Source organism: Caballeronia glathei, assembly GCF_000698595.1.
GTDB lineage: Bacteria > Pseudomonadota > Gammaproteobacteria > Burkholderiales > Burkholderiaceae > Caballeronia > Caballeronia glathei.
Genome location: NZ_JFHC01000005.1, coordinates 144577 through 157954 on the forward strand (window position 1 = coordinate 144577; position 13378 = coordinate 157954).

The window sequence follows — 13378 nt, forward strand, 5'->3', positions numbered from 1 at the left end:
TTACCGGGTTCAACTACCACTAGGAGGTAAAAATGAAGCGAGTGTCCCTGGCTGTTCTGGTGTCCCTGAGCGCGGTTGCGTCGGCCGCCTATGCGCAAACCGACAAAGGCGTGACCATGAGCACGGATCCCGCCAAGATCTCCGACATCGAAATGCGCGCGCAAGCTCTGCAAGCGCGCCAGGACAGCATGCAAAACATGCAATCGCAGTCGAAAGGCAGCAAGTCGACCCATCACAAGAAGTCCGGCGCGAAGACGACGCCGTCCTCGGGATCGAGCCAGTAAGGCGGCTGCACCGGGCGGGCTTCGCGGCGAAGGTCGCCGGGACGCGGAAAGCCTGCGAGAACGAAAGCCGGAAACCGCGCAATGCGTTGCGCAGTTTCCGGCTTTTGTCTTGCGGAACGCCGTCATCGGCGACGAATGCGCACCGGGCGGCGCTGCCAACAGATCGGCGCGCGTCGATATGCTAAATTGCGCCTCGCCATTTCCCCGTTTCAACCGCAAGCGCACCCAGGTGCGGAGGACAGCATGAGCAACATCCAGCTCGATATCGAATGGACCGAAGCGGCATCACGCAAGATCGAGAAACTGATGCCGCGCAGCGCGAACAAGGACGCGTATCTCGCGCTTCCGCCGGTGGAGTGCCTGCCGGCGGAAGGCGATGTGCTCTTCCTCGGGCCGGACGGCAAGCAGCAGCCGTTCATCGTTGCCGAACGCCAGTATCACCACGACGGCGACGCCGACTGGACCATCATCCTGATCCTCGACGTGCCGCACGAAACGCACTGACGCGCCTGCGGCGTTCCGCCGAAGGGCGGCGGCCGCTTACAGCTTCGCGAGGACGTGAATCTCGCCCGTCTCGATCAGCGCGGGCGAATTGCGGCGATGCGCCTCGATATGCGGCGCCTTGCCGTGCGCCTCGAGCGCCGCCTGGCTTGCCCACCGTTCGACGAAGACGAAGCGGCGCGGCTCCTTCAGGTCGCGATGCAGATCGTATTGCAAGGCGCCGGGCTCCTTGAGCGTCGGCCCGACGAGGCCTTGCAGCGCCTCCTTCAGCTTTTCTTCCTGACCCGGCTTCGCGACAAACGTGGCGACTACGGCAATTTCCGACATGGGTTCGATCCTAGAGTGAAAGAAGCGCAAGGATACCCCCGCGGGCGCTTGCCCGCCCGGCGGCGCGGGGCGGGGCGGACCGGGTGGCGGCACAACCGGGGACACAGCCGGCGGCACAAAGAAAAAGCCCGCGCTTCGACGAAACGCGGGCAAAAACCGTCGCCCTACGAGGATAGGCGACGGGGCCACCAGGGGTTCGCGCGTACGCGCGAACCATCGTCTGCGAACAGGACGGCCGGCGTCCTGATCAATCGAGTGTTCGTTTGCCTCCAATACGAAAATGTCGGCGACGCGCCGACAGCAGATTACATGCCATTTCTGCACTTTACCGGTCAGACATTTGATTCTTATAAGCTTTTCCGCACACAATCCCGCAGGAAAATTGCGCGTTCGGCCACATGCGTCGCATCCTAAGGTCATACCGAAAGTGCTTTCGAATCCGAACGGAGCGAGCACCCGCGGCCCAAAATGAAAAAACCCGCCTCAATCTCGAGGCGGGTTTCTTATTGCGATGAGCGAAGTTTTCGGACGTCAGCCGATCTGATCGGAAAGCAGCGCCATGATCTGGCGCGCCTGCGGCGACGAATCGACCTGGCCCTTGTCGTCGACGATCGAGACGCGGGTCTGATCTTCCGTGATGGCGCGTACGTTGACTTGATACTGCTTCGCCACCTTCTCCTTCTTGCCGTGGAAGACCTGGCTCCAGAAGCCCTGCTCCGCCGACGACAGGTCCTTCGGATCGACATAGCGCACGAAATAGATGCCCCGCGCGCGATCGCGGTCGTCGACGGTGAAGTTGCTGCGATCGAGCGCGATGCCGACGCGCAACCACGCGCGGTCGTAGGCTTCGGGCAGCGTCAGTTCCGCGGACGACGCTTCCGGCACCGTGTCGTTCTTGGCCGCGGTCTGCGCGGCGAGCGTGGCGTTTTGCGCCGCCGTGGTGGCAGCCGCCGACGACGCGCCCTTCGGCGCCGTGCCGCCAGCCGGCGCGGCCTTGTCCAGCGAGACGCTGTCCAGCGAGGCGCCCGACGCCTGACGCGAATCCGACGCGGCAAGCGACGCCATCAGGCGCTTCAGGTATTCGTTTTCCAGCGCCGGATCGTTCGCGCGCGCCTGCCACTGGCTCGAATCGTTGTTGACGCCCGTCAGCGCTTCACGCATTCCCTTCTGGCTCACGAACACGTACGTTCCGCCGTTCGGCGCGACTTCGAGGCGCGTGCGGTACTTGTTGCGCTCGGCCGTCACATACGAGTTGCCGGTCGCCTTCGACAGCGTGTTGCGGATGAGGCCGTCGGAGATCTGCGGATGGGTTTCGTTCCAGTCGGTTTCCATCACGCCCTTGTCGCGGGAATCCACGACGAGCAGGAAGCCCTGCTCCTGCCAGAAACGGCGAATTTGCGGCCAGACCTGTTCCGGCGATTTGTTGTCGATGACGAGCCAGCGCTCCGTGCCATCGCGCTGGATATGCATGCCCGACACGGGCGGGACCACGGTGGGCGCACTCGGCGCAGCCTTCTGGACTTGCTGCAGGTCCGACAGGCTGGCCTGCCCGCCCTGCGGGGGCAAGGAGCGCTGGTCGGCCGCCTCATCGATCAGGTTCGGCGGAACTGCGAGGGACGCCTGCTTCGAGCGTGAGTCGCTCTTGTAGTCGATCGCGGTGGGGGACGACGTACCGCATCCGGCCACGAGCCCAGCCGCCATCGAAAGTGCTGCCAACCGCTTGGTCACACGAAAATCTGTCATGTTTGGGAAGTCCTTCCGCTACGCCACGGTGTTTTCCGTGGATCAACCAAGTATTTTACCGTTCCCGCGTGTCGCCGTGCAAAAACAGGAACCGGTCGACAGCGCCGCGATGGCGACGGCCCGAGTGCTGCCGTGCCCGAAAGCAGCCGGACGCCACATGGAATCCGATTGCTTTTTCCGTCTCCAGATCGGAACGGCGTATCAACGGCGTATCGAATGCACGCCGGGCTGCATCTCGAAATTATCGGCCGACGCGTCGCGATGACAATTTATGACACTCCAAGTACTCCGCGCCGGCACACCAAAACACGCGCCAACTCTTTGTTTGATAAGCATTATTAAGCATTTTTCAGCTTGTCTTATAAAACCCTTCAGAACACATCAGAGCGTGACACTGCCTGACTTTCCGATCTTAAAATTCAATCTCAAAAATAAGAATGACCTTAAGAACGGAGAGTGCAATGCGACGCTTCAGAAGTCCTCACTACTTCATCGCCGCCATCAGTGGCGCCGCGGCGATGACAGGCCAGCCCGCTCTCGCGCAACTCGGCTCGACACTCAGCGTGGAGTCCGGGCACGCGCACGGCGCGGTGCTGCATCGGTCGCAAACCGGGCAAATCGCCTTCCGTGAGACCGTCGATGCCCACGGCACCATCGTGCGCCAGTATGTGAATTCATCCGGCGAGGTTTACGCAGTCACCTGGCGAGGCCCCACGATGCCGGATATCGAGGCGCTCCTCGGCGCCCATTTCGGACGCTATCGGACAGGCGCGCTTTCGTCGCAAGCGTACAGCGGCCTTCATTCGTCTCGCGTGGAAGAAGGCGATCTGATCGTCGAGAGCAGCGTTCGGCTGCGCGAGTTCAACGGCCGCGCGTGGCTCGCACGTGCGCTGCCGCCAGGCGTCGCGCAGTCGGACATCGAATAGGAGACGGCGATGAAAGTTCACGTGCATCTCCTAATTGCATGCGCCGTGGCGGCGAGCGCCATGCTTCACGGCTGTGGCGGCGGAGGCGGCGGCGATTCGGCGCCGGCAGGCGGCACGCCCGCCGCTGCGGCACCGGCTTCCTCCACGACAGTTGCCTCAGGCGCCGCTCCCGCTTCCGCCTCGCCGCCGGACAACACCGTCGCCCAATCGACGACGCCCAACGTCCAGCCGATCCACGTCACGAAACTCGACACGGGCACGCGCAACATGCTGCAAACGAGCGTGACGATCTGCGTGCCCGGAACCAGCAACTGCCAGACCATCGACGACATCCAGGTCGACACGGGCTCGCAAGGCCTGCGGATCGTCGCCTCGGCGATCTCGCCCGCCCTCGCGCTGCCGCCGGTCACAGCCAGCAACGGCTCGATCGCCGCGTCGTGCACCGTGTTCGGTTCGGGATACACCTGGGGCGCGGTGCGCAGCGCCGACATCCGGCTCGCCGGACATGTTGCCGGCGCGACCCCGATTCAGGTCATCGCCGATCTGGCCGTACCCGCCGCCGCAACCGATTGCGCAAAATCGGGATTACCGATGCTGACCGCCGCGCGGCTGCGCGGCAACGGCATCCTGGGCGTCGGGCCGTTCAGCGCCGATTGCGGCGCCGCCTGCGCGTCCTCCCCGCTGCCACGCTGGTATTACGCCTGCAACGCGGGCACCTGCGTGTCGAGCGCGCTTGCGGTCGCGCAACAGGTCGCCAATCCGGTGAGCCGCTTTCCCGCCGACAACAACGGCGTGCTCATCGAGCTTCCCCCCGTGCCGGATCTCGGCGCGTCCGAGGTACACGGCACGCTGACATTCGGCATCGGATCGCAGGCGAACAACCTGCTCGGCGACGCCACCGTGCTGCCCGGCAACGCCTATTCCGGCTACGTCACGACGGAATTCGACGGGAGAACCTTTGCGACGAGCTTCATCGACAGCGGATCGAACGGCCTCTTCTTTCCGTCGAACACGCTGACGGTGTGCGGCGTCTGGTACTGCCCGCCGACGGCCCAGAACCTCGCCGCCCGCATTCGCTCGGGCAGCGGCGCGACCCGCGACGTCAGCTTCGCCGTCTCGACGTCGACGGCGCTCTTCGCAAGCGGCAACAATGCTTTTGCGAACCTCGCCGGGCCGGTCGGCAATTTCTTCGACTGGGGCCTGCCGTTCTTCTATGGCCGGCGCGTGTTCACGGCGCTCGAAAACCGCGTGACGCCCGCAGGCAAAGGCCCGTACTACGCGTTCTAGCGGCGCGTTGCGAACAGGCGCCGGGGCGGCGCCTGTTCGACAGCCCTGCCCGCAGGGTCACTGTGGGCCTTCAGCCGTCTCGCCCTTGCGCGTGAACCGCAACTCGACGCGCCGGTCTGCTGCAAGACATTCGATCAGCGCGCGACGGTCCTTCATCCGGCAGTCGCTGCCAGGGGATGCCGGGCCGTAGCCGCGCGCCTGTATCGGCACCGTGACGCCCTTGCCTTGCAGATACCGCTGCACGGAAAGCGCGCGCCGTTCCGAGAGATCGCGGTTGTAGGCCGCGCTGCCGAGCCGGTCGGTGTAGCCCGCTACCGTGATGCTCGTGAGGTCGCCGGAGCGCATCACGTCCGCGGTCACGGCGTCGAGCTTCGATCTGCCGTCCTGCGTGATCGCAGCGATATCACCGCCGTCGAACGCAAAAAGCGCATCCGCCGACAGCGTGACGACCTTCGGAGGTGGCGGTGCCTCCACCTGCGGCACCGCGCAGCCGTCCAGTTGCTGACGCGCTTCGGCCATGCCGCGCTCGACGGCCTCGACCTTCGCCTGCGCCGCGTCGAAACTGCGGGCCCAGGCGTCGTGTCCTGCATGCATCAGCTTGACCTCCATGCACGCAACCGACCTCTGCGCCTGCGGACAGTAGCCAAAGCGCGCATCGCCGCGCATGCCCTTGAGGGTCGCCGCCAGATCCGGCCGCACCCGCGCGACCGTGCGCAACGGCGGGTTGTCGCCGGACAGCGGCTGAGCGCCTTCGAGCCCCGCGGTCAGCCGGGCGGATTCGCCCACGGCTTCTTCGACGAAGCCCCAGCCGTTGCCTGCATCGAGTTCCTGGCCGGCCACGTCGATCCAGCACTGGTCCTTGTAGCCGAAGTAGTTCTCCTTCTTCGGCCCCAGGTCGCCGAGCCGCGTTTGCAGCGTCGCGAGGATCTCGCGCGGCGAGTCGATCTGCCCGTAGACATCGGTCCATGCGCGCTCGGCGGCGCCCGCCTGCCGGCTCTGCTCCGTTGCGAATCCGGTTTGAAGGACCGTGGGGTCCTGGATGGCGAGCTTGTCGCGGACCGCCGTCCCGCCGCAGCCAGCGAGCGCCAGCACGCACGCTGCAGCAACAATCGTGTTTTTCATAAGTGATACCCGAGTCGAAGCCGCGGCGCGCTCGCGCCGCGGCCTTGGTGTCGCGCCGTCCGATGACGGAATGAAGGCTCAGTTGCCGAACACGTAGCCGATGCCAGCGCGAACGATGGTGCTGTTGCCGCCCGAGGACGACACCCCGGCATTGAAGTTGAAGTTCCCCTTCTCGTTCCAGCGCGACACGCCGATGCCAAGCGCCGCCTGACCGCGGTACGCGGCGACTCCCGCATTGACGGCCGTGCGGCCTGGCAGGTAGGGCGTGACCACGTTGAGCGCCGAAGCCGCCGCGATGCCCTTGCGGGTGTTGTGATCGAGGTCGCGGATCTGCTGCTGGGTGTTGTTGAAGCGCTGGTCCGTGTAGCTGTTCGCCTGACCGAGCGTGCTACCCGACGCGCGATTCAGCTGGTCGAGGTTGACCGCGTCGGTGCCCGCCGTGCCCGCTGCCACGTTGGTGATCTGCCGTTCGCTGCCCGCCGAGCCGACCGATACCGAGGACGCACGATTCGCCACCGATCCGGCGCCGAGCGCAACCGAGTTGTCCGCGCTCGCGCTTGCTCCCGCGCCCGTCGCGACGCTGTTCGCGCCGCTTGCCAGCGCCGTCGCACCGACGGCCACCGCGTGGGTTCCCGTGGCCGACGCCGTTTCGGTCGACGCATTGCCGTCCGCGCTGAAGAACGCGCCGGTCGTGATCGCGACGTTCGTCACCTTGCCGACTGCGTCGTTCAGCTGACCGACGTTCACAGCGTCACCGGCAAGGGTGCCGTTCGCGACGTTGTGCAGCACAGTCCCACCGGCGACGCCCTTTCCCAGCGTCACACTGGAGAGATTCGCCGCGCCTCCCGCGGTCGTGTCGTAGGTGAGTGCCGTGGCCGTGTTGCCCTTGCTGTCGACGAGACCGACGCTCTTCAACTGCGACACGTTGACCGCATCCGTGTCCGCCGTGCCCGCCTTGACATTCGTGATCTGGCGCTCCTGCCCCGCCGCGCCGACCGACACCGTGTCAGCCCGATCCGCCACCGCGTTCGCGCCCAGCGCGACGGCGTTGCTGGCGCTCGCGAGCGCATTGGCGCCGATCGCCGTCGAGTTCGCGCCGCTTGCCTGCGCGGCGCCGAGCGTCGAGTTCGTCGCGAAGTATTTGAGCGAACCGCCGTTCTGCAGATTGCTGACGGCGTTGAACAGCTGGTCGCCGTTGACCGCGTCGGTGCTGCCCGCTTCAAGCCGCCCCGCCGCGACGTTGCGCAGCGCAACGGGCGCGCCCGCGGACGCGCCGCCGAGCGTCACGCTCGCGCGGTTGACCGTGCCGTCGGCGTGGGTGTCGTACACGACCGCCGCCATCGACTTGCCCGCCCCGTCGAGCAAGCCCGCCTCCTTCAACTGCGCGACGTTGACGGCATCCCGGTCGGCGACGCCCGCCTTCACGTTCGAGAGCACCGTGCCGTCCGTGCCGCCGAGGCTGACACGACTCTTCGTCGCGTCCTCGTAGGCGACGAACGCGTTCGTCGCGTTGCCGCTCGAATCGATTGCGAGGCCCGCGTTCTTCAACTGGCCGAGGTTGACCGCGTCGGTATCGGTCGTGCCCTTTGCCACGTTCCTGAGGACCGTGCCCTGCGTGCCGCCGAGGCTGACGATGCCTCGGGTCGTGTCGTCGTAGGCGACGAACGCGTTCGCCGCATTGCCGCTCGAATCGATCGCGAGGCCCGCGTTCTTCAACTGGCCGAGGTTGACCGCGTCGGTATCGGTCGTGCCCTTTGCCACGTTCCTGATAACCGTGCCCTGCGTGCCGCCGAGGCTGACGACGCCTCGGGTCGTATCGTCGTACGCGACGAACGCGTTCGTGGCGTTGCCGCTCGAATCGATCGCGAGGCCCGCGTTCTTCAACTGGCTGAGATTGACCGCGTCGGTGTTGGATTTGCCCGCGGCCACGTTCACGATGCGCCGCTCGTGATCCTTCGCGCCGATCGAAACGACGTTGTTCTGCGAGCCGTCGCTGCCGGAGCCGAGCACGACGCTGTTGGCACCCTCGGTCTTCAAAACATCGCTGCCGATGACGAACGTATTCGCCGCGTTGACGTGGCTGCGGTTGCCGAGCGCGTACGAGCCGTCACCGGCGACCGCGCTGTTGTTGCCGAGGACCACACCCTCCTTGCCGTCGACGACGTTCGCGCGGCCGATGCCTATCGACGCGTTGTTGTTGGAGAGCGTTTCGGAGCCGATGGCGATGGCGTCGACGCCGCTCGTGTTGACCGACGCGAGGTATCCCAGCGCCAGCCCGTTGGCGGCCACCACGTTGGCCTGATAGCCGAAGGCCGCACCCCGCACGGAACCGGAAACCGTGCCGTAGCCGACCGAAACGGCGCCTTCGGCACTCGCAAGCGCATTGGAGCCCATAGCGACCGAGCGTTTTCCGTTCGCAGTGACCGTAAGGCCGACGGCAATCGAGTCCGTGCCGAGCGCGGTGACGGAGTTGTTGACGTTGACCGTCGGGCCCGCCGCGATCAGGGCTTCAGGCGGCAGGCTGCTCGTTGCCCGCGTGACGCTCCGGTCGGCCCGCGTCTGCGCGGCGCTATCGGCGGTGGAGGTGGGGACAGCGGAGGTGGAAGCGTCCACCCGCGGCTGCGTCATTGACGTGCTCGCGGCCGGATGCGCCACCAGCGTTTTCAGCGCCTGTCCGATCTGCGCCCCGTACACACTCCTCGTCTCGCTCGACTCCCGCGCCGCGATTTCCTCCCCGGCGGCAAGCGGCGCCGCGCCCGCCGATTGCTGCATCCCGAGCGCGGCGAACGCGGCCAGCACGGCGGTACCGGCCGCGCTGCGCCGCAGGTTGCCACGGGCCGGTGAGCCAGGCTCGGCTGTCTCGATGGCAACGGCCGTCTTCTGAACTACGCTTTGCGTCTTCTTCATGTTATGGGTTCACTCTCAGGTTCATCGAGACACGCGAACGCGCCCCGGAATCGTTGACTCTGGCCAGGAAACTGAAACGTTCGTTGGCTGGAACTTGAGCGTGCTTGCAGGCATGCAGGCCACCGCGCGCGCCACATTGCACGGGGCTGGAGAACGCACGGACTCGCCCGCGAGCTCTCCGACTGAACGCGCACGGTCCGTTGTCGTAGCCTGTTCAGGCTATATAAAGCACGCTCGTGCGCCAATAATGGCGGCTGAGAGCAATCCTAAATACGCGAAAAATCCTATTTATTCAGCGAAATCCGATTGGTCTATGTCATTTGGTCAAGGAATTGCAGTTCTCCTATTTGAGATAAATTCACCAAAGTCCACAATCCGCCCGACTCCTTGGCCCGCACCCGTCGCAACGTGCAGCGCCCCAAACGAAAAAAGGCCGTTCCGGTATCCCGGAACGGCCTTCATCGCGTCTCTCAGTCTTCGCACTACGGCCCTTCGATCACCCCTGCGGCAACGCCTTGTCCTCTTCGTCGAAGATCTTCTGCGCCAGATGGAACGCCGAGTTCGCCGCGGGCACGCCGCAATAGATCGCGGTCTGCATCAGCACTTCCTTGATCTCGTCGCGCGACACGCCGTTGTTCTTCGCCGCGCGCAGGTGCAGCGCGAGTTCCTCGCTGCGGTTGAGCGCGACCATCATCGAGATGGTCAGCAGGCTGCGCGTGTGGCGCGGCAGACCCGGCCGCGTCCAGATCTCGCCCCACGAGTAGCGCGTGATCAGGTTCTGGAACTCGGTCGTGAGATCGGTGCGGTTGGCAAGCGACCGGTCCACGTGCGCATCGCCGAGCACCGCGCGGCGCACGCCGAGGCCGGCGTCGTAGCGTTCGTCTTCGGTCATTGTTGTTCTCCAAGGAATTCCAGCACGTAGCGCGTGTAGTCGCCGGCTTTCTCGATGTTCGACAAGTGCGCCGCGTCCAGCTCGACATAGCGCGAGCCCTCGACATAGCCCGCGAGCTCGCGCCCTTGCGCGGCGGCCGTCGACTGGTCGTGCGTGCCCGTGATCACGAGCACCGGCGCCTTGATGGTCTTCGCTTCGGCGCGCAGGTCGGCGTCGCGGATCGCCTCGCAGTTCGCGGCGTACCCGTCGCCCGAGGTGTGGCGGAACACGTCGCGGATGTTCGCGAGCACGAGCGGCTCGCGCCCGGCGAAGTCCGCCGTGAACCAGCGGGCAATCACGGCGTCGGTGAGCGCCGCCATGCCGCCCGGCTCGCGCGCTTTCGCGGCGCGCGGCGTCCAGACAGCGTCCGAGCCGATCAGCGCCGCCGTATTCGACAGCACGACGCGCGCGAAGCGCTCCGGATGCCGCGCGGCGAGCGCGATGCCGGTCAGCCCGCCCATCGACAGCCCGCAATAGTGCGCGCGCCCGATGCCGAGCGCATCGAGCAGCCCGATCACGTCGCCTGTCAGCTGGTCGATCGTGTACGGACCGGGGGGCGCGTCCGAATGACCGTGGCCGCGCGTGTCATAGCGCAGCACGCGATACTTCGCGGCGAACGCCTCGACTTGCGGCGCCCACATCGATATGTCTGCACCGAGGGAATTCGACAGCACGAGCCAGGGCGCGCTGTCGCCCGCGGCGGTGTCGATGCGATAGTGGATCCGGGTACCGTTCACAGCGGCGAGAGGCATTGCATTTGGCTCCTGAAAGGGGTCACGCGTTGGCGTGATGAAGCTCGAGCGCGGCATCGACGAAAGCCTGCGCCTCGCCGGCGTAGTTCGCCGGATCGAGCAGATGTTTCAACTGACCGGATGAGAGGTGCTGCATGACGGCGGCATCGGCTGACAGCACGTCGAAGAGCGTGCGGCCGCTCGCGACCGCTTCCTTCGACGCATGCTCGACAAGCCGGTGCGCGTCGAGCCGCCCGATCCGGTCGCCGAGCGCGAGCATCACGGCCTCGCCGAGCACGAGGCCCCGCGTCGCGCCGAGGTTCGCCGCGAGCCGGCCGGCATCGACCTCGATGCCCGCCACGATCGCCTTGATCTGCGCGAGCGCGCCGCCCGTGAGACGCGCGAGATCGGGGAGCGCCTCCCACTCGGCCTGCCAGCCGCCGAGCGCGCGCTCGTGCTCCTGCACCATGCCCGCGAAAATCGTCGCGACGAGGTTCGGCGCACGCGTGGCGGCCGTCAGCACGGCCGCGCAGCCGACCGGATTGCGCTTGTGCGGCATCGTGGACGAACCGCCCTTGCCCGCGGCGGCCGGTTCCGCAAGCTCGCCGACTTCGGTCTGCATGGAAAGCGAGATGTCGCGCGCGATCTTGCCGAGGGTGCCCGTCAGCATGCCGAGGCACGCGGCGGCCTCCGCGATGCGGTCGCGCTGCGTGTGCCACGGCAGCGCGGGCATCGCGAGGCCGAGTTCGTCGGCGAGCGTCTGCGCGACCGGCTGCGCCTTGTCGCGCAGGCTCGCGAGCGTGCCCGCCGCGCCGCCGAACTGCAGCGCGAGCGCGCGCGAGCGCAGCGTGGCGAGCCGCTCGCGATGGCGCGTAAGCGCATCGAGCCATTGCGCGAACTTCAGGCCGAGCGTGATCGGCAGCGCCTGCTGCAGCCACGTGCGGCCGATCATCGGCGTCGCGCGATGCTTGCGCGCCTGATCGGCGAGCGCGGCGCACGTATCGCGCAGGTCGGCGTCGATCAGATCGAGCGTCGCGCGAAGCTGAAGCACCGTGCCGGTGTCGATGATGTCCTGGCTCGTCGCGCCCCAGTGCACGTATTTGGCGGCCTCGGCGTCGGCGGCCTTGACGACCGCCGTCAGTTGCTTGACGAGCGGAATCGCGAGATTGCCGCCCGCGGCCGCGCCGGTCATGAGCGCCTGGGCGTCGATGTGGCCGGCCTTGCAGGCGGCCTCGATCGGGCCGACCGCGCTCGCCGGAATCACGCCGTGCGCCGCCGACGCGCGCGCGAGCGCGGCCTCGACGTCGAGCATCGACTGCACGGTCTGCCGCGGCGACCAGACGGCGTTGAGCGCGTCGGTGCCGCAGATGAGATCGGTGAGCCGTCCGGTCGCCTCGAACATGGGCTCAGACCCGTTCGATGGCAATGGCGATGCCCTGCCCCACGCCGATGCACATCGTGCAGAGCGCGAAACGGCCGCCGGTGCGCTGCAGCTGATAGCTCGCGGTCGTGACGAGGCGCGCGCCGCTCATGCCGAGCGGGTGGCCGAGCGCGATCGCGCCGCCGTTCGGGTTCACGCGGGGATCGTCGTCGGCGATGCCGAGCATGCGCAGCACGGCCAGCCCTTGCGAGGCGAATGCCTCGTTCAGTTCGATCACGTCGAACTGGTCGATCGTCATGTTCAGGCGCTTGAGCAGCTTTTGCGTCGCGGGCGCCGGGCCGATGCCCATCACGCGCGGCGGCACGCCCGCCGTTGCGAGCCCCAGAATGCGCGCGCGCGGCACGAGGCCGAAGCGCTTCGCGCTGTCCTCGTCGGCGATCAGGAGCGCAGCCGCGCCGTCGTTCACGCCCGACGCGTTGCCCGCCGTCACGCTCCCGTCCGGGCGCACGACGCCCTTCAGCTTCGCGAGCGCCTCCACGCTCGTCTCGCGCGGATGCTCGTCCTTCGAGACGACGACCGGATCGCCCTTCTTCTGCGCGATCGTCACCGCGACGATTTCCTGCGCGAGCGTGCCGTCCTGCTGCGCGCGCGCCGCCTTCTGCTGGCTGCGCACGGCGAACGCGTCCTGATCGGCGCGGCTCACCTTGTAGTCGTCGGCGACGTTCTCGGCCGTCTCCGGCATCGAGTCGACGCCGTGCAGCTTTTTCATCAGCGGATTGACGAAGCGCCAGCCGATGGTCGTGTCGTAGATGTCGGCCTGACGCGAGAACGCGGAGGTCGCCTTGCCCTGCACGAACGGCGCGCGACTCATGCTTTCCACGCCGCCCGCGATCAAAAAGCTCGCCTCGCCCGACTTGATCGCGCGCGCGGCAATGCCGATCGCGTCCATGCCCGAGCCGCACAGGCGGTTCACGGTCGTGCCCGGCACGCCGTCCGGCAGCCCGGCCAGCAGCGCCGACATGCGCGCGACGTTGCGGTTGTCCTCGCCCGCCTGATTCGCGCAGCCGAAAATCACTTCCTCGACGGCGCTCCAGTCCACGTCCTTGTTGCGCTCCATCAGCGCGCGCAGCGGCACGGCGCCGAGGTCGTCGGCACGCACCGCCGAGAGCGAACCCGCATAGCGGCCGATCGGCGTGCGGATCGCGTCACACAGAAATGCTTCTTTCATCAGTGTCTCC

Annotated in this window: 13 protein-coding genes; 5 read left to right on the forward strand and 8 right to left on the reverse strand. The window is 66.7% G+C overall.

Annotation, left to right across the window (positions count from 1 at the left end; genetic code table 11):
• Positions 1-32 precede the first annotated feature (32 nt).
• On the forward strand, positions 33-284 hold the full coding sequence (locus BG61_RS05990) for a hypothetical protein (RefSeq protein WP_035933990.1): 252 nt from the start codon (positions 33-35) through the stop codon (positions 282-284).
• A gap of 243 nt (positions 285-527) precedes the next feature.
• The gene (locus BG61_RS05995; protein WP_035933987.1) at positions 528-788 is read left to right on the forward strand and encodes a hypothetical protein; all 261 of its coding nucleotides are present in this window, start codon (positions 528-530) and stop codon (positions 786-788) included.
• 36 nt (positions 789-824) lie between these two features.
• Here the strand turns inward: BG61_RS05995 and BG61_RS06000 are convergent, their stop codons facing one another.
• Together BG61_RS06000 and bamC are read right to left on the reverse strand one after the other, a co-directional pair.
• Positions 825-1112 carry a putative quinol monooxygenase gene (locus BG61_RS06000; protein ID WP_035933986.1) on the reverse strand — a complete coding sequence of 96 codons (288 nt, stop codon included), beginning with the start codon at positions 1110-1112 and terminating at the stop codon, positions 825-827.
• A gap of 531 nt (positions 1113-1643) precedes the next feature.
• On the reverse strand, positions 1644-2855 hold the full coding sequence (bamC, locus tag BG61_RS06005; protein ID WP_035933984.1) for an outer membrane protein assembly factor BamC: 1212 nt from the start codon (positions 2853-2855) through the stop codon (positions 1644-1646).
• On the opposite strand from bamC, the gene BG61_RS06010 reads away from it, so the two are divergent.
• From BG61_RS06010 to BG61_RS06020, 3 genes are all read left to right on the forward strand, one after another.
• Positions 2854-3120: a hypothetical protein gene (locus tag BG61_RS06010; protein WP_035941601.1), complete on the forward strand. Its 267-nt coding sequence runs from the start codon at positions 2854-2856 to the stop codon at positions 3118-3120. The genes bamC and BG61_RS06010 overlap by 2 nt on opposite strands.
• A gap of 196 nt (positions 3121-3316) precedes the next feature.
• Positions 3317-3781 carry a DUF2844 domain-containing protein gene (locus tag BG61_RS06015; RefSeq protein WP_051672306.1) on the forward strand — a complete coding sequence of 155 codons (465 nt, stop codon included), beginning with the start codon at positions 3317-3319 and terminating at the stop codon, positions 3779-3781.
• Between the two features lie 9 nt (positions 3782-3790).
• Positions 3791-5068 carry a DUF3443 domain-containing protein gene (locus tag BG61_RS06020; RefSeq protein WP_035933982.1) on the forward strand — a complete coding sequence of 426 codons (1278 nt, stop codon included), beginning with the start codon at positions 3791-3793 and terminating at the stop codon, positions 5066-5068.
• Positions 5069-5125: 57 nt separating this feature from the next.
• Here BG61_RS06020 and BG61_RS06025 read toward each other — a convergent pair whose 3' ends face one another.
• The 6 genes from BG61_RS06025 to pcaF form a co-directional block, all read right to left on the reverse strand.
• On the reverse strand, positions 5126-6190 hold the full coding sequence (locus tag BG61_RS06025) for an OmpA family protein (RefSeq protein ID WP_035933980.1): 1065 nt from the start codon (positions 6188-6190) through the stop codon (positions 5126-5128).
• A gap of 78 nt (positions 6191-6268) precedes the next feature.
• A complete protein-coding gene (locus BG61_RS39145) occupies positions 6269-9097 on the reverse strand; it encodes a YadA family autotransporter adhesin (RefSeq protein WP_051672307.1) in 2829 nt (942 codons plus the stop codon).
• Between the two features lie 496 nt (positions 9098-9593).
• Positions 9594-9989 (reverse strand): 4-carboxymuconolactone decarboxylase, encoded by a 396-nt coding sequence (pcaC, locus tag BG61_RS06035; protein WP_035933978.1) that lies wholly within the window; start codon positions 9987-9989, stop codon positions 9594-9596.
• Positions 9986-10780 carry a 3-oxoadipate enol-lactonase gene (gene pcaD / locus BG61_RS06040; RefSeq protein ID WP_035933977.1) on the reverse strand — a complete coding sequence of 265 codons (795 nt, stop codon included), beginning with the start codon at positions 10778-10780 and terminating at the stop codon, positions 9986-9988. The genes pcaC and pcaD overlap by 4 nt, the downstream gene beginning before the upstream one ends.
• Before the next feature lie 22 nt (positions 10781-10802).
• On the reverse strand, positions 10803-12161 hold the full coding sequence (locus BG61_RS06045; RefSeq protein ID WP_035933975.1) for a 3-carboxy-cis,cis-muconate cycloisomerase: 1359 nt from the start codon (positions 12159-12161) through the stop codon (positions 10803-10805).
• 4 nt (positions 12162-12165) lie between these two features.
• Positions 12166-13368 (reverse strand): 3-oxoadipyl-CoA thiolase, encoded by a 1203-nt coding sequence (gene pcaF, locus BG61_RS06050; protein WP_035933973.1) that lies wholly within the window; start codon positions 13366-13368, stop codon positions 12166-12168.
• Positions 13369-13378: the final 10 nt, after the last annotated feature.

What these genes read in the sequence shown, in the direction of transcription:
- BG61_RS06020 (WP_035933982.1), top strand. Translation starts at nt 3,791, where the DNA reads ATGAAAGTTCACGTGCATCTCCTAATTGCATGCGCCGTGGCGGCGAGC.
- bamC (WP_035933984.1), bottom strand. Translation starts at nt 2,855, where the DNA reads ATGACAGATTTTCGTGTGACCAAGCGGTTGGCAGCACTTTCGATGGCG.
- BG61_RS05995 (WP_035933987.1), top strand. Translation starts at nt 528, where the DNA reads ATGAGCAACATCCAGCTCGATATCGAATGGACCGAAGCGGCATCACGC.
- BG61_RS06025 (WP_035933980.1), bottom strand. Translation starts at nt 6,190, where the DNA reads ATGAAAAACACGATTGTTGCTGCAGCGTGCGTGCTGGCGCTCGCTGGC.
- BG61_RS06010 (WP_035941601.1), top strand. Translation starts at nt 2,854, where the DNA reads ATGTTTGGGAAGTCCTTCCGCTACGCCACGGTGTTTTCCGTGGATCAA.
- pcaD (WP_035933977.1), bottom strand. Translation starts at nt 10,780, where the DNA reads ATGCCTCTCGCCGCTGTGAACGGTACCCGGATCCACTATCGCATCGAC.
- BG61_RS06015 (WP_051672306.1), top strand. Translation starts at nt 3,317, where the DNA reads ATGCGACGCTTCAGAAGTCCTCACTACTTCATCGCCGCCATCAGTGGC.
- BG61_RS06000 (WP_035933986.1), bottom strand. Translation starts at nt 1,112, where the DNA reads ATGTCGGAAATTGCCGTAGTCGCCACGTTTGTCGCGAAGCCGGGTCAG.
- BG61_RS05990 (WP_035933990.1), top strand. Translation starts at nt 33, where the DNA reads ATGAAGCGAGTGTCCCTGGCTGTTCTGGTGTCCCTGAGCGCGGTTGCG.
- pcaF (WP_035933973.1), bottom strand. Translation starts at nt 13,368, where the DNA reads ATGAAAGAAGCATTTCTGTGTGACGCGATCCGCACGCCGATCGGCCGC.
- BG61_RS06045 (WP_035933975.1), bottom strand. Translation starts at nt 12,161, where the DNA reads ATGTTCGAGGCGACCGGACGGCTCACCGATCTCATCTGCGGCACCGAC.
- BG61_RS39145 (WP_051672307.1), bottom strand. Translation starts at nt 9,097, where the DNA reads ATGAAGAAGACGCAAAGCGTAGTTCAGAAGACGGCCGTTGCCATCGAG.
- pcaC (WP_035933978.1), bottom strand. Translation starts at nt 9,989, where the DNA reads ATGACCGAAGACGAACGCTACGACGCCGGCCTCGGCGTGCGCCGCGCG.